17 protein-coding genes are annotated in these 26,201 nt (G+C 36.9%); 4 read left to right on the plus strand and 13 right to left on the minus strand.

Features of this window, described 5'->3' with window-relative positions:
* Positions 1-111 precede the first annotated feature (111 nt).
* The 8 genes from arfA to ffh all read right to left on the minus strand — a co-directional run bounded on the left by arfA (position 112) and on the right by ffh (position 8,769).
* Positions 112-333 carry an alternative ribosome rescue factor ArfA gene (arfA, locus tag D1094_RS14775; RefSeq protein ID WP_118960881.1) on the minus strand — a complete coding sequence of 74 codons (222 nt, stop codon included), beginning with the start codon at positions 331-333 and terminating at the stop codon, positions 112-114.
* 373 nt (positions 334-706) lie between these two features.
* Positions 707-2,128 (minus strand): GAF domain-containing sensor histidine kinase, encoded by a 1,422-nt coding sequence (locus tag D1094_RS14780; RefSeq protein ID WP_118960882.1) that lies wholly within the window; start codon positions 2,126-2,128, stop codon positions 707-709.
* Positions 2,129-2,462: 334 nt separating this feature from the next.
* A complete protein-coding gene (gene rplS / locus D1094_RS14785) occupies positions 2,463-2,816 on the minus strand; it encodes a 50S ribosomal protein L19 (protein WP_118960883.1) in 354 nt (117 codons plus the stop codon).
* Positions 2,817-2,851: 35 nt separating this feature from the next.
* Positions 2,852-3,616, minus strand: coding sequence for a tRNA (guanosine(37)-N1)-methyltransferase TrmD (trmD, locus tag D1094_RS14790; protein WP_118960983.1), 765 nt, complete (start codon positions 3,614-3,616; stop codon positions 2,852-2,854).
* A 33-nt stretch (positions 3,617-3,649) separates the two neighbouring features.
* Positions 3,650-4,177, minus strand: coding sequence for a ribosome maturation factor RimM (rimM, locus tag D1094_RS14795; RefSeq protein WP_404851488.1), 528 nt, complete (start codon positions 4,175-4,177; stop codon positions 3,650-3,652).
* A 39-nt stretch (positions 4,178-4,216) separates the two neighbouring features.
* Complete coding sequence (rpsP, locus tag D1094_RS14800) at positions 4,217-4,465, minus strand: 30S ribosomal protein S16 (protein ID WP_118960885.1); 249 nt, start codon at positions 4,463-4,465, stop codon at positions 4,217-4,219.
* A 266-nt stretch (positions 4,466-4,731) separates the two neighbouring features.
* Positions 4,732-6,930: a TonB-dependent receptor domain-containing protein gene (locus tag D1094_RS14805; RefSeq protein WP_118960886.1), complete on the minus strand. Its 2,199-nt coding sequence runs from the start codon at positions 6,928-6,930 to the stop codon at positions 4,732-4,734.
* 453 nt (positions 6,931-7,383) lie between these two features.
* Complete coding sequence (gene ffh / locus D1094_RS14810) at positions 7,384-8,769, minus strand: signal recognition particle protein (protein WP_118960887.1); 1,386 nt, start codon at positions 8,767-8,769, stop codon at positions 7,384-7,386.
* A 254-nt stretch (positions 8,770-9,023) separates the two neighbouring features.
* Between ffh and D1094_RS14815 the strand changes: the two genes are divergently transcribed.
* Together D1094_RS14815 and D1094_RS14820 are read left to right on the plus strand one after the other, a co-directional pair.
* Positions 9,024-9,830 carry an inner membrane protein YpjD gene (locus D1094_RS14815; protein ID WP_118960888.1) on the plus strand — a complete coding sequence of 269 codons (807 nt, stop codon included), beginning with the start codon at positions 9,024-9,026 and terminating at the stop codon, positions 9,828-9,830.
* Between the two features lie 96 nt (positions 9,831-9,926).
* A complete protein-coding gene (locus D1094_RS14820; RefSeq protein ID WP_118960889.1) occupies positions 9,927-11,216 on the plus strand; it encodes an HlyC/CorC family transporter in 1,290 nt (429 codons plus the stop codon).
* A 542-nt stretch (positions 11,217-11,758) separates the two neighbouring features.
* On the opposite strand, the gene D1094_RS14825 is transcribed toward D1094_RS14820, so the two are convergent.
* Positions 11,759-12,382, minus strand: a complete 624-nt coding sequence (locus D1094_RS14825) for a hypothetical protein (protein ID WP_118960890.1) — start codon at positions 12,380-12,382, stop codon at positions 11,759-11,761.
* Between the two features lie 2,263 nt (positions 12,383-14,645).
* Between D1094_RS14825 and D1094_RS14830 the strand changes: the two genes are divergently transcribed.
* A complete protein-coding gene (locus tag D1094_RS14830) occupies positions 14,646-15,485 on the plus strand; it encodes a TIGR02285 family protein (RefSeq protein ID WP_147361084.1) in 840 nt (279 codons plus the stop codon).
* Positions 15,486-15,522: 37 nt separating this feature from the next.
* Here D1094_RS14830 and gshA read toward each other — a convergent pair whose 3' ends face one another.
* Together gshA and D1094_RS14840 are read right to left on the minus strand one after the other, a co-directional pair.
* Positions 15,523-17,109 carry a glutamate--cysteine ligase gene (gshA, locus tag D1094_RS14835; RefSeq protein ID WP_259337975.1) on the minus strand — a complete coding sequence of 529 codons (1,587 nt, stop codon included), beginning with the start codon at positions 17,107-17,109 and terminating at the stop codon, positions 15,523-15,525.
* A gap of 137 nt (positions 17,110-17,246) precedes the next feature.
* Entirely contained in the window at positions 17,247-20,099 is a 2,853-nt protein-coding gene (locus D1094_RS14840; RefSeq protein WP_118960984.1) for a pitrilysin family protein, read from the minus strand.
* 120 nt (positions 20,100-20,219) lie between these two features.
* Between D1094_RS14840 and D1094_RS14845 the strand changes: the two genes are divergently transcribed.
* Positions 20,220-20,897 carry a TIGR01621 family pseudouridine synthase gene (locus D1094_RS14845; protein WP_118960893.1) on the plus strand — a complete coding sequence of 226 codons (678 nt, stop codon included), beginning with the start codon at positions 20,220-20,222 and terminating at the stop codon, positions 20,895-20,897.
* A 60-nt stretch (positions 20,898-20,957) separates the two neighbouring features.
* Here D1094_RS14845 and D1094_RS14850 read toward each other — a convergent pair whose 3' ends face one another.
* Together D1094_RS14850 and D1094_RS14855 are read right to left on the minus strand one after the other, a co-directional pair.
* Positions 20,958-22,304, minus strand: a complete 1,347-nt coding sequence (locus tag D1094_RS14850; RefSeq protein WP_118960894.1) for a sodium-dependent transporter — start codon at positions 22,302-22,304, stop codon at positions 20,958-20,960.
* Positions 22,305-22,591: 287 nt separating this feature from the next.
* Complete coding sequence (locus D1094_RS14855) at positions 22,592-26,200, minus strand: M1 family aminopeptidase (RefSeq protein ID WP_118960895.1); 3,609 nt, start codon at positions 26,198-26,200, stop codon at positions 22,592-22,594.
* Position 26,201 lies beyond the last annotated feature (1 nt).

Consider the following 26,201-nt stretch of genomic DNA (forward strand, 5'->3'; position numbering starts at 1 on the left):
GCACCATTAAGATGCACTTTATACAAAAGCAATGTAGTTTGAGTGCAGATTGCACTTTACTAACTTATAAACGAAAAGCCTTATCTAATAGCAACAAAATCAGTTTTTTGATTATGCGGCTATTAGATAAGGCTCTTGGCCTTTGTGTTTTGCTTTACGCTTAAATGAACCTTTACCTTTTTTCGCTTTAACCACCTGAAGTTTATAAACTTTAGAAGTAACTAGTGCAGCTAGAAAGTTATCGTTAATTCGACCACGGCCGATGTCAGTTTCATTTGCTGCCTTTTCTAAGGGGTCGCGTTGCTTTTTCGCGCGATGTTTTTTGGTTTTCATGATATTTCCCTAAAATATAGTTAAAGTATATCGACTAAATCTGAGTTTATAGAACCACTGTAATCAACAGTTCTTAAGCTATTATAAAAGATTAAATCGTCGATAACGAGATTATTTAACCTCTGCTCGGGTTAAGAGATGAGTTAATCGTTTGAAATTGTTAGACGTGTAGTTTTAGCAACTCACTAGCTTGATAGTTTTTTTCATTCAAGGCAAATTCACTAAGCATAGATAAGTTATTCTATTGTTTATGAATTTAATACAGAAGTAAGGAAAAATAGCTGCTAGGGAGCTATTTATTATCCCGAGCTGAGGTTATTTATCTTAAGCTCAAAAGTAAAATATTATAATTCACGTGATATAAGCGAGGTGACTAGACCGGCGATTTTAGGTTACCATTTAGCGGAATAATAATTTCATACCTTACCCCTACAGGCGATTCAATCAGCCTGATGCGGCCTTTCAAATTATGATTAATCAAGTTACTGGTAATACTTAAACCTAATCCAACATTTTCGCCATTGCGGCATGAGGTATAAAATGGTTCAAATATTCTAGAGCTTCTTTCTTCAGTAATTCCACTGCCATTATCTTGATAGTTAATAATTAATTCATCGCTTTCTTGTGCAACATTTATTTGAATACTCCCTGCATCTTTGTTTTCAAAGCCATGAACAATAGAGTTTTCCACAAGATTAAAAAAAATATGCCATAACGTTTCTTTATTCGCTTGTATGTTTATATCATCACTTTGCCAATGTAATTGGTGTGAGCCTAATAACACCGTTAATGACTCTTTTACTTCAACAAGAAAATCTCGCATATTGATGATTGAGGTTTGTTCTTGGTTTTCTGAAGTGCTTATTTCTTGAAAACGCTGTAATAGTTGATCAGCTTTAATCAAACTATGCTTATTAAATTCAATTTGTTGAGATAAATCATGCATACAATTCATTAAATACTTACGGCTTAGCGTATTAGTTGATATTTTTTCGTTTAACTCGAATAGTTTATCACTGGCTGAACTAATGGCAGTTAACGCTTTGCCTACTGGTGTATTTATTTCAAGAGAAAACCCCGCCACTAAGCGATTGGTCGCCATCATTTTTTCCACCTTAATATCAGAAGAATATTGTAGGCTCTGATCTTCAATCGCTTTTCTTAATTGGCAATTAACCTGCTCAAGCTCAGCATTACGCTTATTAATGGTTTTATTTAACTGATTATTAGCATTAAGTAATTGTTCACGGTTTGAATGATTTTCAAACACCACAGCAGAAAGGTTAGCACTTAACTCAATAAACTTTAGATCTTCTTCGGTTGGTGCTTTAGGCTCACGGTAATATATGGCAAAGGTACCAAAAACAAGACCATCTGCGCCAATAATGGGTTCAGACCAACAGGCTTGTACCCCTGCTTGTAATGCTAAGTCTTTATATTGGCTCCAATAGGGGTGAGTATTGATATCTTCAACAACCACACGTTTTTTAATAAACGCTGCTGTACCACAAGAACCAACACCTAAGCCAATAGCGACGCCATTAAGTGCCTGACAATAAAATTCGGGTAATGATACCGAGGCAATAGGGTGTAAGGTTTTTGTTTCATTATTCAAACGCAATACAGAGCACAACATATCTTTATTATATATTTGCGCTTTTTGACAGAGCGTATTTAGAATAAGCTCAAGAGGCTCGTGCCTTGCGACCATTTGCAAAACATGATTGCGCCCTTCTTCTAGCTCACTCGCCAAACGCCAATAGCTTATATCTTCATTTTGAGCTGATTGATTCATATTGCGACACGTTTAATATACTTATTATATATTAAACGCCCATTTAATATAATTTGCAAATGTCACCGAATATTTTTTGATACCTAACCATATAACAGGCGCAATGCTTACAGAAAATTAAACGTGTTGGTGAATTAAACGTGTTGGTGAATATGGTGCCAGTGAATACCTAATGAATGATGCAATAAAGCTGTCTGGCGATCCTGATTTTGATCCTTGTAAGATAGATTAGTGAAGAATGTATCTAATGTCATCTGGATCAAAAAAGGCGATGAACTTGCGTTCATCGCCTTTTTTCAATCTTTGCGTAAAGCAAATACTGCCTAAAGCAATATTACTTTTTAGCCAACTTCTCTTTGATACGTGCAGAACGACCTGAACGCTCACGAAGATAGTAAAGTTTAGATTGACGAACATCACCACGACGTTTCACTTCAATTGAATCAACAATTGGGCTATGTGTCTGGAATACGCGCTCAACGCCAACACCGTTCGAGATTTTACGAACTGTGAAAGCAGAGTGTAAGCCGCGGTTTTTAACAGCAATAACTACACCTTCAAATGCTTGAAGACGTGACTTATCACCTTCAGTAACTTTTACTTGAACTACAACAGTATCGCCTGGTGCGTATGCTGGTAGGTCTGTTTTCATTTGCTCTTGTTCGAGCATTTCAATAATTTTACTCATAATACCTTCTTCCTAGTGTACACAGTTCTGGTGGATTACTGCTTGGCTTCTTTTTTAATTAAAGCTAACATTTTCTCCTGCTCAGCTGTCAGAGCTAGGTTAGTTAATAATTCTGGTCTTCTGGTCCATGTCCTTAATAAGGACTGCTGTTGGCGCCATTGACGTATGTGTTCATGATTACCACTGAGTAGCACTTTAGGTACTGGCATTTGTTCTCCCTCAGGAGATTCCAGTACTTCTGGCCTAGTGTAGTGAGGGCAATCTAATAAACCGTTAGAGAAAGAGTCCTGCTCTGCTGATTCTTTATGTCCTAGTACACCGGGCACTAATCGTGCTACCGCATCGATTACATTCATTGCAGGGAGTTCACCACCACTTAAAATGTAATCACCGACCGACCATTCTTCGTCAATATCTGACGCAATTAATCGTTCGTCAATGCCTTCATAACGACCTGCTATAAATATCAAGCTGTCATGATGTGCTAATTCACTTACGCCTTGTTGGTCCAACTTTCGCCCTTGTGGCGACAAATAAATAACCTTCGCGTTTCTGCCATCTTTTAATGCGGCTTGTTTCGCTGCATTAATGGCATCTCTCAGTGGTTGAACCATCATCAACATCCCTGGACCACCGCCGTAAGGTCGGTCATCAACAGTGCGATGTCGATCATGAGTAAAGTCTCTTGGGTTCCACGAATGAAACTCAATTAACCCACCACGAATCGCTCGGCCTGTCACCCCATACTCGGTTATAGCATTAAACATTTCAGGAAAAAGGCTTATCACCCCAATCCACATGCCATTATTAGTGGCTGTTTCGCTACTCACAAGTTAGAAACCTGGGTCCCAGTCAACACAAATTTGTTTATTTTCAGCGTTAACCGATTCGACCGCTTGACCAAGAGTATAAGGGATTAACCTTTCCTTTTTGCCAAAGCCATCATTTAGGTTCGCTTTTACAACCAGTACATCGTTAGCGCCTGTTTCTAATAATTCAGAAACCACACCTAAGTCATAACCATTACTAGTTACTACTTTCATGCCAATTAAATCACGCCAATAGTAATCACCTTCCGGTAATTCTGGCAGCGCGCTTTCGTTAACGAATATCTCAGAGCTTACTAGCTTTTGGGCTATATCTCTGTCATCAATACCAGCAACTTTAACAATCAAGCCTTTGTTGTGTTTACGCCAATCAGTAACATCTACTGTTTGTGTGTTATTTCCTAATTTTAATGACCAAGGAAAATAGTCAAGTATGGCATCGGGATCATCTGTGAACGAATGAATTCTTAACCACCCTTTGATACCGTAAACAGCGCCTACTTTACCTAAGATAATTTGTTGTTCTTTACTCACAATAACTCCTACTACCTACTAAGTGTTCAAAAGATACAATTAAGCAGCTGCTTGTGCGTCTTTTACTAACTTAGCCACACGATCAGATACACCAGCACCTTGACCAACCCAATGGTTGATACGGTCTAAGTCTAAGCGTAATTTTTCAGCTTGACCTTGTGCTGTTGGGTTGAAGAAACCAACTTTCTCGATGAAACGACCATCGCGAGAGTTACGGCTATCTGCAACAACAACCTGATAGAATGGACGCTTTTTAGCGCCACCACGAGCTAAACGAATGGTAACCATATCGCCCTCTATTATTTATTAAGTGTTAAACGAATTTTCCAGACACTTCCTGTCTCAACCGACAGAAAAGCTCGCGTATTCTACGCTTTTAAGGGAATTTTACAAGCTTTATTTCAATTGTGAGTCGGTTTAACTCAAAAGGAATCAAGACTGGAGTTTGGTATGGCCTACTAATAGACCTTAAAAACAAAGCCCTCAGTAAGTTGTCTTACTCAGGGCTTCAGTTACTGCTTTAGGCTTAATAGCGTTTCATTAAGCTGTAAAGGCTAAAAGTTATATTGGTATCCAAGAGATAACGTTTGCGGTTTACCCACCATGACAGAGCCATGCATACGTGTTGCCATGTATGTTTCATCTAATAGGTTATCAACGCTAAACCGTACTTGCTGATTCTTGGCAATATCATAACTCGCAACAAAATCTACAACGGTATGAGCATTAACATTATCTTCGCTTGCGCCAACGCCTGCTTTGCTTCGCATTTCCCCCGTATAACGAACAAGTACATTGGTACGCCATTTATCACCCGCTAAACCTAACGTTAATTGGAATTGATTTTCAGGCACATACGGAAATTCATCTCCAGCTTGTACAACACCCCAAAAATCTGATTTAAAACTATTTGAAAACTCTGTTTGCGTATGGGTATAAGTTAAATCGATTGGCATTGAAATTTCATTAAAGTCAAACAGGTAGCCTGTTTTTAACTCAATACCGGTGATTTTTACTTCACCCGTATTATATTGTTCACCAATATTGTCGTCATCACAATTTTGGCTTGCCGTACAGTTACCGTGCATGTTGTCATAATCAGATAAGAATACTAACGCTTCCGCATTGAAAGCATTTTTTCCATATCGTGCACCTAACTCATAGTTAAGGCTCTCTTCATTAGTTGCTTCTTCATTACCTGGCGATGGTGGCGCAAAACCTTTTTGCACACCACCAAGTAAAACTAAATCATCGGTTAAATGATAAGTCATCGCCAATGATGGCAATACTACCTCAACGGTATTCTTAGAAGTCTTCGCTGGTAAAGAACGGTCTTCTGTATCCCAATCTTCACGTTCTAACGTCATATCTTCATAGCGAAGACCTGCATTAACAACAAACTTGCCTATTGTCCACTCATCGTGAATAAACAGTGCTAACGCACTGGCACTATCAATACGGTTAGAGTCAGTTCCTGGTGTACCTTCACTAGTTAGAGTCATATTATAGCCAGCATCTAAATAGTACTTATCAACCCATTGATAACGATCCATTTCGTCTTGATGATAGCGAATACCAAGCTTTAACTGATGGTTGTTTAAATCAGCATCTAATACGGTTTGAATACCTTGTGATAAATAATCACGATTATTCGCTTTTACCTGAGTATATAACTCATCAATCATGCCATTATCATAATCAGAGGCAAGTTGAGTTCCTTTGCTCAGGCTTTGATATACAATGCTTGAATTACCTTCATCATCTTCTTCCAGTTGACCAATTTTACTGGTTTTATACCAATTACGGCTAAAGTCATTGTGATAAACGGTTGTACCTAAATTGAATCGTTCTGATAACTCTATTGCATGACTTAGCTGAAGCTGTAAATGCTCAGTGGCCATATTATCTTTTTGTGAGGCAGAATAACGGCTGTATGGGTCACTTTCGAAATCGGCTTGGGTTAACCCCATGTATGTATCATCAGAGTCTTCATCTGAATACTTTACCTTAAACTCAAGTTCTTGATCAAAAGTGGCATCACCGTCAGTATTAAAACGAACTTTACCTAAAATATCATTTTTAACAAACCCGGTATCTTGATTACTGTGATTAATATTTTTAAACCCATCAGCTTGATAACGAAATACTTCAAATAGCGAACTGACATTTTCACCTTGACCACCGATAAAACCATGTAGCTTTGCAAACCCATCTTGCCCTGCTTGTACTTTTATTTGGCCCGCTAAAGCTTCTTCTGGAATTTGGCGAGATAACATATTAACGACACCACCTGTCGTTCTGGGTCCGTACATCGCACTTGAAGTCCCTTTAAGTACTTCAACTTGCTGCATGCGACCTGCTGTAGGGAAATAATATGCTGAAGGTGCGGCATATGGTGCAGGCGCGGCTAATACGCCATCTTCCATAATCGTGACTTTTTCACTACGGTTTTGACCAGTACCACGCATACCTATGTTTGCGCGAAGGCCATAACCATCTTCTTCTAATACATAAACCCCAGGAATAGACGTAAGGCTACGCATAATGTCACTATAATCAAATTTTTCTAAATCATCTTGAGTTAATTGATGAGCGCTACCAGGAATATTGTTCACTGAAGTATCACTACCAAAAATAGTAAATTGTTCACCTACAGAGGCTTCTTTTGCAACATCATCTGCAAACACATTCGCTGATATTGTACTAGCAATGGCCATACTCAATAACGCTGGCTTAAATGATTTTATTGACACCTTGAACTCCAAAATATTTGTTTAATGCTTTGTTTATTTCGTTAATATGCGCATAATACACAAACCCAAATACAAATGCGAATAAATCTCATAAAGATATAGGTTATTTTTATTTTCTTTGATTAAGCACAACTTTTTTGCTGAATAAAGTTGATAGGAAACAAACTTAAAACGACTTGTCATAATAAATCGATTAAACCGCGCACAAAAAAAGCAGCTCAGTTGCTGCTTCTTTCTTTTACTAAACCAAAAAATGACTTAACGGCCGAACATTCCGCCGCCGCCACCCATTCACCTCATGAGTCTGATGGCATCATGCCTTGCTTGCTTTTAGCTATACCATAATATTTAACACACACCTTAATATCCTTCACTTAATATTTAAGACAAAGCCAAGGCATAAAAAAAGCAGCTCAGTTGCTGCTTCTTTCTTTGACTAAATCAGGTAGTTACTTAACGGCCGAACATTCCGCCTCCGCCACCCATTCCGCCTGGTGGCATCATGCCCTGCATGCTACGCATCATTTTTTTCATGCCGCCTTTACCTGACATTTTCTTCATCATTTTCTGCATTTGGGTAAATTGTTTAAGTAATTTATTTACATCTTGTATTTGAGTACCAGAGCCAGCTGCTATACGACGTTTACGAGAACCTTTAATAATGTCAGGCCTTTCACGTTCAGCAGGTGTCATTGAGTTAATAATCGCTTCCATTTGCACGGTAATTTTATCATCAACTTGGCCTTTGATTTTATCAGACATATTCCCCATACCCGGTAATTTGTCCATTAAGCCCATCATGCCTCCCATGCTTTTCATTTGCACAAGTTGATCACGAAAATCTTCTAAGCTAAACCCTTTACCACTTTTAACTTTCTTCGCGAGTTTTTCAGCTTGTTTTCTATCTACCTTTTGCTCTACTTCTTCGATAAGTGATAACACATCACCCATACCCAAAATACGCGAGGCTATACGATCTGGATGAAACGGCTCTAACGCTTCAATTTTCTCACCCACACCCATAAACTTAATTGGCTTACCGGTAATATGACGAATAGAAAGTGCAGCACCACCGCGAGCATCACCGTCAGTTTTTGTTAAGATAACACCCGTAAGTGGTAATGCATCATTAAACGCTTTCGCAGTATTCGCAGCATCTTGACCTGTCATGGCGTCAACAGTGAATAGTGTTTCTACTGGGTTAACTGCGGCATGAAGTTGTTGGATTTCGCCCATCATGGCTTCATCAACATGAAGACGACCAGCAGTATCAACAATCAGTACGTCAAAAAATCCTTTCTTAGCATGGTCAATGGCAGCATTGGCAATATCAATCGGTTTTTGCTTAATATCACTTGGGAAAAATTCTACACCAATCTCATTCGCAAGAGTTTCAAGCTGTTTAATTGCCGCAGGACGATAAACATCGGCACTCACCACTAAAACTTTTTTCTTCTCTCGCTCAGTTAAAAACTTAGCAAGTTTTGCAACCGAGGTGGTTTTACCTGCACCTTGAAGACCCGCCATCAACACAACAGCTGGTGGCGCTGCTTTTAAATCGAGGGCTTCGTTAACTTCACCCATAGCGGCTTCAAGCTCTTTTTGTACAATTTTTACAAAAACTTGGCCAGGGGTAAGGCTTTTCGAAACATCGGTACCTACCGCTTGCTCTTTAACTTTACTAACAAACTCTCGAATTACCGGTAATGCAACGTCAGCTTCTAATAACGCCATACGAACTTCACGCAAGGTGTCTTTAATATTGTCTTCAGTTAAACGGCCACGGCCACTAATATTTTTAAGCGATTTACTTAATCGATCTGACAGGTTTTCAAACATGAGTAACTCAAACAGTATTTAGGTTAACGAATTTATCGCGATATTATATACCTTATTGCATTGAAGATGCGACAAGATAAAACAGATGAGGTGTATATTTGCGCAAAACTTGAATTTTTCAAGGCGTTAAAGTTAACTTTTTGGTAAAAACTAAAGCTATATCAAGCATTGTTATATTTGTCATGGCACAAATGCGTTTATCTGATAGAATCAAACTTTTCTTATAGTAGCGTCACTGTTTTTAGGAGTTGTTAGTGGATTTGTTGGTTATTGGCTCAAGTATTGCTTTTGTTGCATACCTGTTAGCCACAGTGGCAATTGTAGCGCGATTATTTCACCCTCAAGGCCCAAACCTTAAGTTAGCGTTGAGTTTAGCAACTGTAGCTATTGTTATTCATGCAATAAACGATGCTCAATTGTTTTTCTCATCTTATGCATCTGAAAGCGTTAACTTCAACTTACCTAATGTTATTTCATTGGTCAGTTTATTAATTAGCTTAACGGTTACTATTGTTGCGCTTAGACAAAAGTTAAATTTATTATTGCCGGTTGTTTACGGCTTTGCAGGCATTTGGCAGTTATCAATAATTTTTATGCCGGCTGTTGAATCTATCCCGCTGGTTGTAGAAAAGGTAGTGTTACTAAGCCATATCGGTATTGCGTTAATCGCTTATTGTATTTTAACCATCGCGACACTGTATGCATTTCAAGTAACCTATATTAATTACAAACTTAAACAAAAAAATCTTAGTGCGGTTGTGCATTTACCTCCCTTAATGCAAGTTGAAAGACAATTATTCGCGATTTTAACGATTGGTACGTTATTTCTATTTATCAGCCAAATCGTTGGTTTTGCTTTTCTCGATGGCTTTTTATCAAAAGAAAACGCTCATAAAACAATACTTTCACTAATTTCATTCGCCATATATGGCTTTATTTTATGGGGACATTTCGAAAAAGGCTGGCGTGGTCATAAAGTTATGGTGTTGATGGTTATTGCGAGTACTTTATTAACTTTAGCCTACTTCGGTAGCCGCTTTGTCAAAGAATTTATTCTTTAATTCATATACCTTATTTTAGCTATTACTTGTCGACATAGGCTTGCTGTTATAAGGTATACAGCTAAATAATTTTTACTCATAAAGGATTAACCTTTTTTGGAAAATATAACTACTGAGATGCTCTTTACTGTTCTAGGCATCTTAATTCTTATTTCTGCCTATTTTTCAGGTTCTGAAACAGGCATGATGTCTCTTAATCGCTACCGATTACGTCATCTTGAAAAACAAAAGCACAAAGGTGCTAAACGAGTCAGTTCGCTATTGAAAAGACCTGATCGTCTCATTGGCCTTATTCTTATTGGTAATAATCTAGTCAATATTGCCGCTTCTGCAATTGCGACAATAATAGGTATTCGTCTATTAGGTGATGTTTATGGTGTACTAGCCGCAACCATTATTTTAACCTTGGTTATTTTAATATTTGCCGAAGTGACTCCTAAAACCTTGGCAGCACTCTATCCCGAGAAAATAGCGTTTCCAAGTTCACTTATCCTCTCTTTGTTATTAAAAATACTGTTTCCATTAGTGGTTACCGTCAACTGGATCACTAACGGTATATTAATGTTATTAGGTATTAGTTCTGAACAAAGAGAACAACACAGCTTAAGTAGTGAAGAATTAAGAACCGTTGTAAATGAATCTGGTGCGTTACTGCACGAACGTGATCAAGACATGTTAGTGAGCATATTAGATTTAGAAAAAGTTTCAGTAGAAGACATCATGATTCCACGAAGTGAACTTGTTGGTATCGATGTGAATGATGATTGGAAAAAAATTCAGAAGCAGTTAACGCAAGCAAATCACACGCGTGTATTGTTATACCGCGATAGCATAGATGACGTTGTAGGTTATATTCATGCACGTGACGCTTTAAAAATGCTTTCAAAAAGTCAGTTTACTAAAGCAACATTATTACGAGCCGTGCGCGAGTTATATTTCATCCCTGAAGGGACTCCGTTAAATATTCAACTATTAAAATTTCAGCACGCTAAAGAGCGTTTAGGGTTAGTGGTTGATGAATACGGTGATATACAAGGCTTAGTGACCCTAGAAGATATTCTTGAAGAAATTGTTGGTGAGTTCACTACCACTATGACGCCGACCACCAGTGACGGTATTACTCCTCAACCCGATGATAGCTATTTGGTTGATGGAAGTGCCAGTATTCGTGACATCAACAAGGAAATGTCGTGGCAATTACCCACAGATGGCCCTAAAACATTAAATGGCTTAATTATTGAGTATTTAGAGGATATTCCACAAAGCAATATTAGTTTAAGAATTGCGGGCTACCCTGTAGAAATCGTTGATGTTTCAGACAATATGATAAAAACGGTACGCGTTATGCCTGAACATTTTGTTAGTGAAGAGACCGACGAAGAATAAAATATACCCAAACAAAGTTAATCACAAAGTTATCCACAGAGAACGCTGTTAATTCACAATTATTCAGCTTTCCACAATTTCTGTGGATAACAATTGCTACCCCCATCAACAGCTGAGTTTTGCTTTTTCAACACTTATTTAACAAAAAAACGAAGTTTTTTTAATAATATTTTTCGTCCTTTATTTTTACTAGCGTAGCAAGCTTTTTTGAATAAAATGAGCAAATTGGCAAGCTTTATGCCGCAGGTTTCTTTAATATGACGCCAAGAGATACTTCATATAATATACTTTTTTACAAGCACTATTTAAATGCGCTACGCTTTAAAAACCTTATATCAATCTTATCGATTATTCGTTCACTAACCCGCTAAGAATATTAAAATTTAGCTCAGTTTTTTCAGGAAGTTGCGTCAAGTAAAGCTATTCAAAAAAGAGCTGGCGAAGGTTGTAGCAGAGAGAAAAACGCTTAAATCACTGCCTATAAAATAAATCATCACCCATAAAAAAATGGTACATTTGCGGTATTCACAATAGCGTTTAATTTACCCAAAAAACAAACGCCATAACCAGCCATGATTTAATTCTTCTTCACAACTTTTTAGTTGGCTTGAATAACGTCTTGCTCGGTTATCAACTTTTCTGGCAACGTTAACTAACCATTTTTTTTGTTTATATGTTTTTCGCTTAAAACCACCCCAGCCTTCATGATAATTTAGATATTGGTTATAGGCATCCCATTTAGACACACCGTTTACTTTTTGGGTTTTGAAAATAAACCACCCCATAAAGTCTATAGCATCCTCAAAGTCATCTCGATCGGCACCCGAGTTACCTGACTCTCGAATATAGTCATCCCATGTCATGGTTTTAGCTTGTGAATATCCATAAGCAGTACTTACCCTTCCCCAAGGAATAAAGCCAAGCAAATATTCTCTAGGCGGCAAAGCATCATGCTTAAATGAGCTCTCTTGGTACATCATGCTAATGGGTACATGAATAGGTACCCCCCATTTATCACGCATGTCTCTAGATGCAAAATACCAATCAGAGTGTTCTCGGAAAATTTCACAAATATTTTCAGGGTTTTTGGGCGGAGGAGTAGCACAACTTGATAAAACAGAAACAGATAAACACGTAATTGTTAAGACCTTTGCAAAGTACTTCACAGATCAATTTCTCAACTTAAAGACAATAATGACATAATGCCAGATGTTAGCGTTAAATATCAAAAACTAAAATTTTTAAATTAAATATGAACTTATTGATGATTAGATAGTCATATTAGTTAGTGATGTTATTCCCTTAATGTTTCATGTTTTATGCGCTACCTACTAGGTAGTGCTTTTTTTTGCTTAAAAAAACCGTATGAGGAACCATCAGGCAACACCAATAATTCGATTGTTACTCCACTCTCAACTTAATAACGACTTCATGTTTTATGCATTACCTATTAGATAGTGCTTTTTTTTGCTTAAAAAACCGTATGAGGAACCATCAGGCAACACCAATAATTCGATTGTTATTCCACTCTCAACTTAAAACGACTTCATGTTTTATGCACTACCTATTAGATAGTGCTTTTTTTTGCTTATAAAACCGTATGAGGAACCATCAGGCAACACCAATAACTCGATTGTTATTCCACTCTCAACTTAATAACGACTTCATGTTTTATGCACCACCTATTAGATAGTGCTTTTGTGCTTAAAAAATCGTATAAGGAACCATCAGGCAACACCAATAACTCGATTGTTATTCCACTCTCAACTTAATAACGACTTCATGTTTTATGCACCACCTATTAGATAGTGCTTTTGTGCTTAAAAAATCGTATAAGGAACCATCAGGCAACACCAATAACTCGATTGTTATTCCACTCTCAACTTAATAACGACTTCATGTTTTATGCACCACCTATTAGATAGTGCTTTTTTTTGCTTAAAAAACCGTATGAGGAACCATCAGGCAACACCAATAACTCGACTGTTATTCCACTCTCAACTTAATAACGATTTCATGTTTTATGCACTACCTATTAGAAAGAACTTTATGTCTGTATTTTCCTAAAAGTCAGTTTGCTAAACTATAAAATGAAAAACATAAAATAAAATTGAACTAAATATAAAATGAGTACTCTTATATAACAGTAATGTTATTCCCCTTACTAATTCATGTTTTTATGCGCTAATTATATTAGCGCTTTTTTTTATTTAAAAAAGCTCACTTCATTTTCTAAAATATACACTTAACAGCCTATTTGAAATAAATTCAAAATAATTTGAACTTATTTAGAAAAGAACACTCTTATATAACAGTAATGTTATTCCTTAGGTGTTTCATGTTTTATGCGCTAATTTTTATTAGCGCATTTTTTTTGCCTAAAAAACAGTACTCAAGACCATTAAGCCACATAAAAAGCATCGATGTTATTCCGCTTATACCGAGTTAAGGTTCCATCTTTTATGCGCTAATTTTATTAGCGCATTTTTTTATTTAAAAAAGCTCACTTCATTTTCTAAAATATACACTTAACAGCCTATTTGAAATAAATTCAAAATTATTTGAACTTATTTAGAAAAGAACACTCTTATATAACAGTAATGTTATTCCTTAAGTGTTTCATGTTTTATGCGCTAATTTTTATTAGCGCATTTTTTTTGCCTAAAAAACAGTACTCAAGACCATTAAGCCACATAAAAAGCATCGATGTTATTCCGCTTATACCGAGTTAAGGTTCCATCTTTTATGCGCTAATTTTATTAGCGCATTTTTTTATTTAAAAAAGCTCACTTCATTTTCTAAAATATACACTTAACAGCCTATTTGAAATAAATTCAAAATTATTTGAACTTATTTAGAAAAGAACACTCTTATATAACAGTAATGTTATTCCCTAAGTGTTTCATGTTTTATGCGCTAATTTTTATTAGCGCATTTTTTTGTCTAAAAAACAGTACCCACGACCATTAAGTCACATAAACAACCACGCATGTTATTCCGCTCATACCGAGTAAAGGTTTCATGTTTTATGCGCTAATTTTTATTAGCGCATTTTTTTGTCTAAAAAACAGTACCCACGACCATTAAGTCACATAAACAACCACGCATGTTATTCCGCTCATACCGAGTTAAGGTTTCATGTTTTATGCGCTAACTTTTATTAACCTTGCTTTGTCTAAAAAACAGTACCCACTACCATTAAGTCACATAAACAACCACGCATGTTATTCCGCTCATACCGAGTAAAGGTTTCATGTTTTTATGCGCTAAACTTTATTAACGCTTTTTTGACTAAAACAGTCTTGTTAATCATTGAACATAAAACTTAGTTTTTACGTTAGTTAGTCTATTTTTTACGATAAGTTTTCAGCAAATATACGATATTAAAGCTATAATTTTATTAGTCTACATTCATAATTCTAATTATTGATGCCCGTATTACTTCTTATAACTTTTCTTTTTTTTCCTTCAGCATTGCGAGCAAATGAGGCCATAACTTGGTATGCATACGATCAACCTCCTGCCTATATTTTTAATGGCCCTTATAAGGGGTTGGGCTTCATAAATAAAAGTCAAAAATTGTTAATAAATGCTTTGTCGCAATATGAACATAATGAAGTGCAAGTTTCTGTAGGTAGATTTCTTCATGACTTAAAGTTAAAAAAGAATGTCTGTATTTTTGGTTTAGGTAAAACCCCTGAGAGATCAAAGTATGTCACCTACTCAAACACAGCACTCATTCATCGCAACATCCATGTACTAATTAATAAAGAAAAAGCTGCTAAGCATTTATTATCAAAAAGCATTAACTTAGTTGATTTGTTTGAAAAACATAATTTTTCTACCAGTATCGTCGATGGTCGTTTCTATGGAAAGACCATCGATAGTATATTAGCAAAGCACCAAAATAATATTTTAATTCGGCCTTCTTCAGCAGATCGTGCGCTATATAAAATGCTAGAACTTAATCGCTTTGATTTTCTTTTAACTTTCCCAAGTTCTGCAATTTATGCGATAGAAACAGGGTTAATTAGTTCTGATTTTGAGCTTTTAAAGGTTAAGCATATACCCGCTTTCATGAAAACAGGTATTGGATGCAGTAAAACCGAATGGGGAGAAAAAGTAGTAAGAGATATTAATAAAGCTTTAACAGAAATATCGTCTAAACCTGCATACTTTGAAGCATTATCATTTTGGATGAAAGATGAACATGACAAACAAGCGTTTCACAACTTTTTCAAACGGGAAGTATTAGACTCGTATAAATAAGGTAGGCGTGAATTTACGATGCCTACCTTTTATGAAATTACTCACTAAAATATTGCGAGAGAAACGTATCAAAATTAACGGTATCATTAGCTTCAATATCCGCTTGATCTTGCAATGATTGTCGTGCGCTATCGACAAAGTATTGTTTATCGTAGAACTGATAATCTCTTGATAATAATTGCTGGCGATACTCAGATGCCTGCGTTAATGAATAATCAGCTAAACATTGCTCTTTAGTGACTAAAATATCGAGTAACTGTGCTGAAGGTGTTTTTGACGGGTCTTGAATTTTTTCAAACTCTCTTGCTACCGCTTCACTATATTGAGTTGACTGATACGCGTTATCTAATAACTGAGCCACTTCTTTTAACGATGAGAAAAGCGATTGCCCCCACGTTAGAATAGATTTGCTATTAGCAACTCCAGATTCGTCAATATCTGTTAATAATAATGCTGGATCGCGACCTTTTAAGACAACATCGTCCATATTTTTCTCATAAACTTTCTGAGTTTGGCTATCAACTTGCTGGCTATCGACCAAAGCGCAATAAATGAGAAAAACATCTAAGAAATAAATTTGTTCAACACTTATCCCTGTATCAACAAAGGGGTTTACATCAAGCGCACGCACTTCAATATACTCAACACCACGTTCGCCTAGTGCTACTGAAGGTTTCTCCCCTGATCTTGCTACTCGTTTGGGACGGATAGGTGCATATAGCTCATTTTCTATTTGCAGTACATTATCATTAAGTTGTTGGTACTTTCCATCTACTTTAACGCCAATATCACTAAACACATTTGATTTTAAGGCAATCGCTTTTTGTACGCTACTTACATAATCAGAGATATTGTTATAACAAATCTCTAATGAAGTTTGTTCGCTACTGGTATAACCCAGATCACTCATACGTAACGAAGTTGCATAGTCTAAGTAAAGGCTGCCTGTTGCTGATTTTTTAAATGGTAAAGAAGAAGGTTTACCTTGTAAAAAAGAGCCACAAATAGCTGGAGAACTACCAAATAGATAAGGAATTAACCAACAATAGCGTTTGTAGTTGCGAATAACCGAAAAGTATTTTGCTGAAATGTAATCTTGATCACTTAACGTATTATTATCAAGCTGTTTTAATACACTCCAAAATTGCTGAGAAAAAGAAAAATTAAAATGAATACCTGCAATAACTTGCATCATACTGCCATAACGATTTTTTAATCCTTGTCGATAAACAGTTTTCATCGTGCCAATATTAGAGTTACCGTATTGCGCTAACGGCACTTGCGTCGCATCACCAACAAAACAAGGCATACTTGTTGGCCATAATAATTCGCCATCAATATGCTCTAAAGTAAACTTCTGTATGTCTTGTAACTGAGCAATGGCTTGCTCTGGAGATTCGCTCACTGGGGTAATAAATTCTAAAAGGTTTTCAGCATAATCGGTGGTTATTTGCCCGTGAGTTAATGCTGAGCCTAGCTCTTTATAATGTCGATGTTCCGACAGCTTACCTTCGGGCAATATTCTTAAGGCTTCTCGCTCTATTCCACGTCCAATTCCAGTAATAGCGCTTAGGTTTTCTTTTTGGCTAAATGCGTTGATGTAATCGTTTAATGATAATGTCAAAATAATTCCTAGGCTGTTACCTTTGCATGGGTAAGAACGTTTATAGTACTCCCTCATCGCGATATCTCTTTAATGAGGGAGGTTATCTATATTTCAATAGCGAATCATAAATATTTTCATGAGACTCAATTAACTATTTATTTAGCTAGCTTTAACTCAACAATTTCAATCCCGAGTTTTGCTAACTGAGGTCTAACAATTTGACCGTCACCGACCACAATCCATTGCATGGGTTTGGCTAATTCTTTTTTCGCAATGTTATTTAGTTCAGATAACGTTATATTTTTAATAATATCTGATTGTTCGTCACCGTAATTAACAGGAAGGTTAAACTGTAATACTTGCCTTAAAAAGCCACTTTTCTGGCTAGGTGTTTCAAAGCTTAAGGCTTCATTCTGTGAAATAGCTTGTCGCATAAATAAAGCTTCAGCTTCTGACATTCCATTTGCTTGATAATTACTGAGCTCTTTCTCAATTTCAATCATCGAATCATAGGTATGCTCTTTTTTAACACTAGCACCTGCTGTAAAGCGACCTAAGGTTTTACCTGCACTAAAATAGCTTGAAGCGCCATAGGTATAACCTTTATCTTCTCGAAGGTTTAAGTTAATACGACTATTAAATGCACTGCCTAATGGGTAGTTCATTAATGAAGCCTTAAAGTGCTCACCAGTGGCATCAAATGGCATTGTTCTTCGTGTTAACTTAATCACCGATTGACTAGCATTAGGCAGATCTACAAAATAGAGTTTTTTCGGGGTAATGCTTGGCATATTGTAGTCTGCTGATAATGGGTAATCATTACCCTGCCATTCTTTTAAATAGAATAACTTAGGCAATAATTCATTTTTATCAATATCTCCCACAACAACTAAGCTTGCTTTTTTAGGTGAAAAATATTGTGAATAAAACCCCTTTATATCATCAAGTGAAATCGCACTAACCGTGGCAATCGTTCCACTATCAGCAAAACCGATTCTATTTTCAGTACCATAGGTCACTTGCTTTAATGCTCTACCTGCTAAGGTATTGGCATCTTTACTCCCTTGCTCTAATCCTTGTATCAACTGATTTTTAACGCGATCAAAATCTGCTTGAGCAAAACTTGGGTTAAACATTACGTCGAGCATTAATGTTAACGTTGCATCTAAGTTTTTTACTAAGCTACTGACTTGAACATAAGTATTTCGACCTGAGGCACCTACCGAAATGCTACTTCCAAGTAACGCTAACTCATTGGATAATTGCTCTTTAGTATAGGTTGTAGTCCCTTCATTCATTAAGCTCGCAGTAAGTGAAGCAAGACCAGCTTTTTCAATAGGATCTAACAGTGGGCCGCCTTCTAGGCTAAGTAATAAACTGACCGTTGGTGTTTCACTATTTTCTGTACCAATAATTTTCATACCATTAGCAAAGTTTTTACGCCATAATTTTGGTACCTTAACTTGTGGATTTTCTGAAGCTTTTGGCATAACAGAACGATCAAAGCTACTCACGTTTTTCATAATAGGTGTAGCGAGTTTTGCTGTTTCAGGTGGGTTACTCACATCAGGTAATTCAAAACTGTTTGCACGCGCAATAAGTGTTTCCTGCCCTTGTGGCACAATAGATAAAACACCTGCTCCTTTACCTTTTATATATTGTTTAAATACACGCATTACGTCTGCTTTAGTTACTTGATTATAACGAGCGACTTGCTCATTGGTGTAATTAGCATTACCGAGCATGGTTTGATAATGCGCCAAGCTAGAAACTTTTCCTGAAACACTCTGTAAACCATAAATAGTGCCAGTTTCAATACTTACTTTTGTTTTTTTCAGGTCGTCATCATTAACGCCGCGCTCTTCAAACTCAACTAAGGTATCAGTAATAACTTGTTCAATTTTGGCTAACTCCAAACCTTGCTGCGGATTAGGCAGTGCAAAAAAGTTCATTTGACAGGCTAATTCTCGACACGGGTGACTAGTACCTGCTTGTACCGCCACACCTGATTTAACAAGGTTTTTATATAACAGCGACGTTGGGCCGCCACCTAAAATATTTGCTAATACATCAAGAGCAGGCTCATCTTCATGCATTCCATATACGGTTGGGTAACTAATATACAGTAGCGGTAAAGAAACATTATCGCTGAACGAGTAATAGCGGTTTTGCGAAAGCGATATCGCCTCTTTAGCAATATTGTCGACTTCAGGCCCTGTTTTGAGCTCGCCAAAATACTTATTTACCCATGCAAGGGTTTGGGCTTCATCAATATCTCCACCGATGGTTAATACCGCATTATTTGGTCCATACCAACGAGAAAAGAATTCTTTTAAATCAGCAACCGTACCACGGTCTAAGTCGCTCATATAGCCAATAGTAGGCCATGAATAAGGATGTTCCCTTGGGTAAATCATTTGATTCATAGTTTCAGTGAGACGTCCATAAGGTCTATTATCGACATTCTGACCACGCTCATTTTTGACCGTAGCTCTTTGCACTTCAAATTTTTCTTCCGTAATACTGTCTAATAAAAAGCCCATGCGATCAGACTCTAACCACAATATTTTTTCTAATTGATTCTTCGGTACCGTTTGATAGTAATTGGTTCTATCAGAATTGGTTGTACCGTTAAGATTACCGCCACTTTGTGTTACCACTTTAAAATGCTGTTCATCAGCAACGTTTTTTGAGCCTTGGAACATCATATGCTCAAAGAAGTGGGCAAAGCCTGATTTGCCTAACTGCTCTCTCGCTGAGCCAACATGATATGTCACATCAATATGCACTAATGGATCAGAATTATCAGGGTGTAAAATAACCATTAAACCATTATCTAATTGATATTTATTATAGGGAATATTGAGTCCTTCATTCACAGAGGATACAGACTCTAACAAACTAACTCCTGAAGGAAGTACTACAGGCTCTTGCTGGGTAGTGCTACAAGAAAACAATGCATAGCTAGCAAGTAATGTAGTACTCAATTGTGTTAGTTTTTTTACAATGCGTGCTGCTTTTATCGATGAAGGTTTAGATGCTCTATACAAAATAACGTCCAGTTAATAAGGTAAATAGAAATAGATTGATTTATCATAGCAAACAACAACAGCTAGCGGTTAATTAAAATGTTTAAAATTATTGCGCAACATGATGATTTCATTGTGGTCGACAAAGCACCCGGTGTTAATTTTCATGATGAAGGTGAGCAAGGTTCTGGGCTATTTTCGTTAGTTAAAGCGTCTCTAAATGTCGATAATTTATTCCCCGTTCACCGCTTAGATAAAATGACCTCGGGTTTAATCATTTTTGCTAAATCGCTGCAAAGTGCTCAACAATTCGGACAGCTTTTTGAGCAACATCATATTGAAAAATACTATTTAGCCATAAGCGATAAAAAGCCAATTAAGAAACAAGGCCTTATAAAAGGTGATATGAGTAAAAGCCGTCGTGGTAGCTGGAAACTATTACGCAGTCAAAAAAATCCCGCTATCAGTCAATTTCTCTCGTTTAGTGTTGCACCCAAAATACGTTTATTCTTGCTTAAACCACATACAGGAAAAACACATCAGCTTAGAGTGGCATTAAATAGTCTATCTGCGCCAATATTAGGTGATAATCAATATGCGGGGAGTGAAAGTGATAGAGGCTACCTACATGCTTTTGCATTAAGGTTCTCTTATCAGGGAGAGGAATTTGAGTTTGTTGTTAAGCCTAAGTACGGCGAGTTATTTACCCAGCCTGAGATGCAAGATGAAATGACGAAGCTACTAGAGCCTTGGCAACTTAATTGGCCAAAGCTCTAGGTAGGTTTTACCCCATAAAAATCAAAGAATATGCGTTAAACATTAACCCCTGAAACATTGTTATAGCGAATGCCAAAACACTAAGCCGATTGCACTCGGGCAAACAAATTTAGTGTACCAAGGCCATATTTTCCAAAATAGGCTATTCTCAACTTCATTGTTGCCTTCTTTAATCTCTGCAAGTACTTCACTGCGTTGCCAAATCCAGCCAACAAACACACAGCAAAGCATGGCAATAAGCGGTTGACCATATACCGTTGAAGCACTAATCACTAGACCAAAAAGTAATTCAAAGTTCAAAATAATAATAGCGCTTAACAGCAAAATAAAACAACCAATTAACACAGTGGCTTTTTCTCGTTTAACATTATGGCGTTCAACAACAAAAGAAACCGGCCCTTCAAGCATTGAAATTGATGAAGTAAGCGCCGCAATAGACATTAAAACAAAGAAACCAAAGGCGACAAACAAACCAACTAAACCCATACCATTAAATAACGTCGGTAATACGTCAAAGACTAAGTTTGGCCCTGAAATCAGACTACCGTCATCAGCAAATATAGCTACGCCTTGAGCTTGAGCAACATACATGGCAGGGATAATTAATAAACCTGCAAGAAAAGCAATCGAGACATCAATTAAGGTTACTTGAGCGCCTAAGCTAACCAAGTTTTCTTTCTTACTGATATATGACCCATAAATGACCATAACACTCGTGCCTAATGATAATGAAAAGAAGGCTTGACCAAGTGCGCTAATTAATAAGTCAGGTTCAAATACTCGGGAAATATCAGGGTTTAAATAAGCTTTAAAGCCTTCTCTTGAACCCTCAAGGGTAAACACATAAATAATTAATAAGATTAACAAGCCAATTAGCATAGGCATTAATCGCTTAGACCACTTCTCAATACCTTGTTCTACGCCACGGCGTATAATAAAAATGGTTAATAACATAAACAATGACGTAAACAATAAATTACGTGATAAAGATTGCTCAATTAACCACTTACCTGCATTGTCCATATTGGCTAGACGCATCACTGGCTCTATCGCATAAGACATCATCCAACCAGCAATAATGCCATAAAAACTTAAAATCAAAGCTGCACAAATAATACCGCCAAAACCCACAATAAAAGCAAAACGCTTCTGCCATAGAGTACGGGACATTTTTTGCATCGAACTTACCGCATTAGCTTGGCCGTAACGGCCAATAAGCAACTCTGCCATAAAGGCAGGATAAGCTAAACAAAAAGCCAGTACTAAATAAACTAAAACAAAGGCAGCACCACCATTGCTAGCCGTTTGCGTTGGAAAGCCCCATATATTTCCTAACCCTACAGCAGATCCTGCCGCCGCTAAAATAAAGCCCATGCGCGAGCTGAACCCGCCTCTTGAAACACCCATTAAAATACCTTATCAACTAGTGAGAACGCTTGAGTTAAATCTCGTTCTTCATTCTTATTATATTATTCATGCGTTAAGCGATTTTAACCCAGTGCAAAATGGCATGAAGCAGTTAATCTACTGAATAACGGGCAAGATGAACAGTCATTCCCCAAAAAAAATAAAAAAGCCCAACAAGCACGATTAGGTCACTCGTTGAGCTTTTTGTACATCTTAGTACGATAAACTGTACAGTAAGATGACTATTTATAGATAATACCTACAGATAATTATTTATAGTTAAATACTTATAAACGATAAAGGTTATCAGCACTGTCTCTATCAATAAGTCGTACAAAAGGATCTACGCCGGCAAACTTGGGTTTACCTTTAACTCGCAGGGTTATTTCATTACTACCTGTTTTTATTTGATGTTTGGCAAGGTACAAGACAAAATCTTGCGCCGATAAGTCTTCAGGGTCCTCACTGAATAAACCAATATCAATTTCATCAGCGAAATCGATTTCAGTCTCTTTACCTTGACCATCAGCACGCTTTAACGCCGCTTCAATGGTCATAGTGACATCATAGGTATCTTCCTCGCCGTCAACTGCAACAACCTGAACATCGGTAGTTTTCAGATCATAAAGACTAATATGCTCAAATAAGTTGCTAACAAACGCTTGCTCTTGCTCATTGGCATCTTGCTTGATGTAAGCCATCAAATCTAACGTGGTCGGGTACGGCGTACTTTGATATTTAAATTCTGCTAAGAAGTTTTTCAATGCTTGATTTAATCGTTGTTCGCCTAAACGATCTTTTAACGACATCATCACAACAGAGCCTTTACGATAGTGAATATAAGATTGATTTTCACTACGATATAACGGCATTTCTTCTAAAAATTCAACACTACGACCACGTAGGTAGCGATCTAATTCATATTTTAAAAATTTACGAATTTTCTCTTTACCGTATTTTTTCTCCATCACCATTAACGCGCTGTATTGTGAAAGACTTTCTGAAATAATAGCACTACCTTGAACATTAGCAGCGCCCACTTGATGACCCCACCACTGATGGGCCACTTCATGTGCGGTAACATAATAAGCAGGATCAATATTTTCAGGATCACGTAAATCACTAATAAAGCCTATTGTTTCAGAGTAAGGTACTGTATTAGCAAAACTTTGTGCAAAAGAGCGATAACCCGGGAACTCAATAATACGCATTTGTTTATGTTGATAAGGGCCAAAGTTTTCGGTGAAATAGTCAATTGAATCTCGAACCGATTCAATCATTCTATCTACATTCATACCATGTTTTTCATGATAATAAACTTCAATATCTATGCCTTTATACTGCTCTTTTTTAGCCGCCAATTTAGCAGACATAAACGAGTAGAAATTCACCATAGGTGCGTTCATTTTGTAGTGATATATTTTTCTACCATCAACCACTTTTTCACTTTGTAAATAACCAGGTGCAATAGCGAATTGCTCTTCTGAGGTAGAAATTGTCGCTTCAAATTCAATAAATCCGACACCGTTACCAAAGAAGCTTTCATTATAGAATTTGCTATCTTCAAGTTTATTAGCGCGCTTTAGTGGCTCTAATTCATGATTACGTCGATCGTGACGATCACTCAATTGCCAATCTTGGCGATAACCAAAAGTTGGGAACAAAGTATAGTTGTCAATGAAAGTACCATTATTCACTAAGGTAAAATCATTGCCACCATCAGAAAAACCATGATGCGCTCTAACGGCAGTTAACTTACCTGTTCTTACTTCACCTGGTTGTAACGGTTCATCAAAAATGAACCAAGCGGTATCAAAGTCTTCATCAAGTTCGCCTAACTTACCACCTGAAATTTCAACATTCCATTTATCGGTAAACCTTGGTTTTGACACTAGAAATTTTTCAATAGGACTATCCGATGTATTGGTTAAACTTATTTCAGCTAACGCTTCAATAAGACGTTCTTCAGGAAAAATATCAACTTTGGCATGGGTTTTAGTGATCGTTGGAATAGCATCATGAATATGAGCAACATATTTGTGCTCATATTCTGCTTGTGAATCTTCTCGATCATCGGCGATAACATATTCATTGATTACGCGTGTGTTATAGTGAATAACGCTACCCGCGCCAATAAACACAACAAGCCCTGTTGCAATGGCAAGTTTACCCGGAGCCCCTAAATAATAACCAACTTTTTTCATACGGGCTTTTAACGATTGAGCAGGCCCCCTGTGCCATAAAGCGTAAGCTAAGCTCGCTAAAACAACGGTTAAACCAGTCCAATATAACATGTACCAATGATGAGCCGATAAGAATGAACCATAACCATTAATATCTGAATAAAATACCGTAGGCGCTCCAGCAAATTGGAACATATTATGACTAAAACCAAAGTTACTTAGGGTAATAGTACTAATAATATAAAGCACAAATAACAACATACCGACATATTTATTAGAGCTAATCACTTGTAAGAAAAAGGCTAACACTGCTGTTAAAACCAATGGCAGTAAATTAATGTAACCTAAACGAATGATGTATTGCGATAATTCAATATGTTCATGGCCGCGAACTAATTGGTTAATGACTGTTACCGCAATACCAAAAACATACAGCAATGCTAATACTAAACTAATAGCGATAATTTTAGATAACCAGAAGGTAATGTTATTTACTGGCATAGAATCAACAATATCACCCATACCTGAATTACGCTCACGCCAAACAATTTCAGCACTGTAATACGCCAGTACTATCATCATGAGTAAACCTGTAGAGTTTGCAATCAACGATACCATCGCCTGAGTTAAAGGCCAGTTAGGTGTGCCAAACATGGCTTGTGGATCTACCAGTGGCGCTACTAACATAAATATAGTCAGTACTGCTAACACCATAAATGGCGCACTAAAGATAACTTGTTTTATTTCAAACAATATTCTCATGCGTAAATGCGCCGGTGTTTGCACACCTGAGCTTTGCGTTGAAATATTATTCTTTAAAAGTTGAGGTATTTTACGGGTAAAAAGTTCTGATTCTTTCGCCGCTTTCTTAATGGCTTTTTTACTTTGCTTTTTCACTTTATTTGGTAATCGCACTTTCGATCTAAAGCCACCAAATAGCACCATAATAACGGCTGCAATTCCCACCCATAGCAAACGATTCTCTAGCAATATACCCGTTAATTCAATTGGGCTATTGTTTTTATCGAACATAGTCCAGTAACGTGTCACTTCACCGAAAGTGTTAAATGCAAAGGGATCAAGTAAAGCTGCCATAGCACGATATTCTGGTTCATTTAAAAATTGCCCAGAAATAGAATACAAAATGAATAAGCCTACAGCAGATAAGTACACAGCCATCATAGAGCGAAATTTAATGGCTATTGCATAAAAGAAACATGATAAGACAAATAAAGTAGGTAATGACAAATAAAAGTATGCTGTAAAGTAATGACTTAATTCTGTAACACCCAAACGTTCTGGGTCAACCCAACCAACAAGCCCTCCTAACAATGTCCCCATTAAAATGCCTAACGGTACAGTCAAAAAGACAGTAGCAACTACTGCAAATGAACCTAAAAAACGACCTAATTGATAGCTCACTGGGTTGATAGGTTTGCTATAAAGTAATTCTGACATCATAGATGTTTCATTACGTGTTGCCGTACTTGCAACAAAGTTCACTACTAAGAACATAGCGAACAAGCCCATAATTAATAATGTTTGTGCAATAGAGAAAGGTCCATTGTATAAAACATTACCACCACCACCTATTTGAACATTTTCACTGACTGTGGCAAAAAAAGTCAGCAAGAAAAAGATTAAACTTGTGACATAAAACGACGGTTGTCGCGTAAAATAGCGCCATTCAAAGGCGAACATTTTCATTAACATG

This window comes from Colwellia sp. RSH04, assembly GCF_003545765.1.
Taxonomy (GTDB): Bacteria; Pseudomonadota; Gammaproteobacteria; order Enterobacterales; family Alteromonadaceae; genus Colwellia.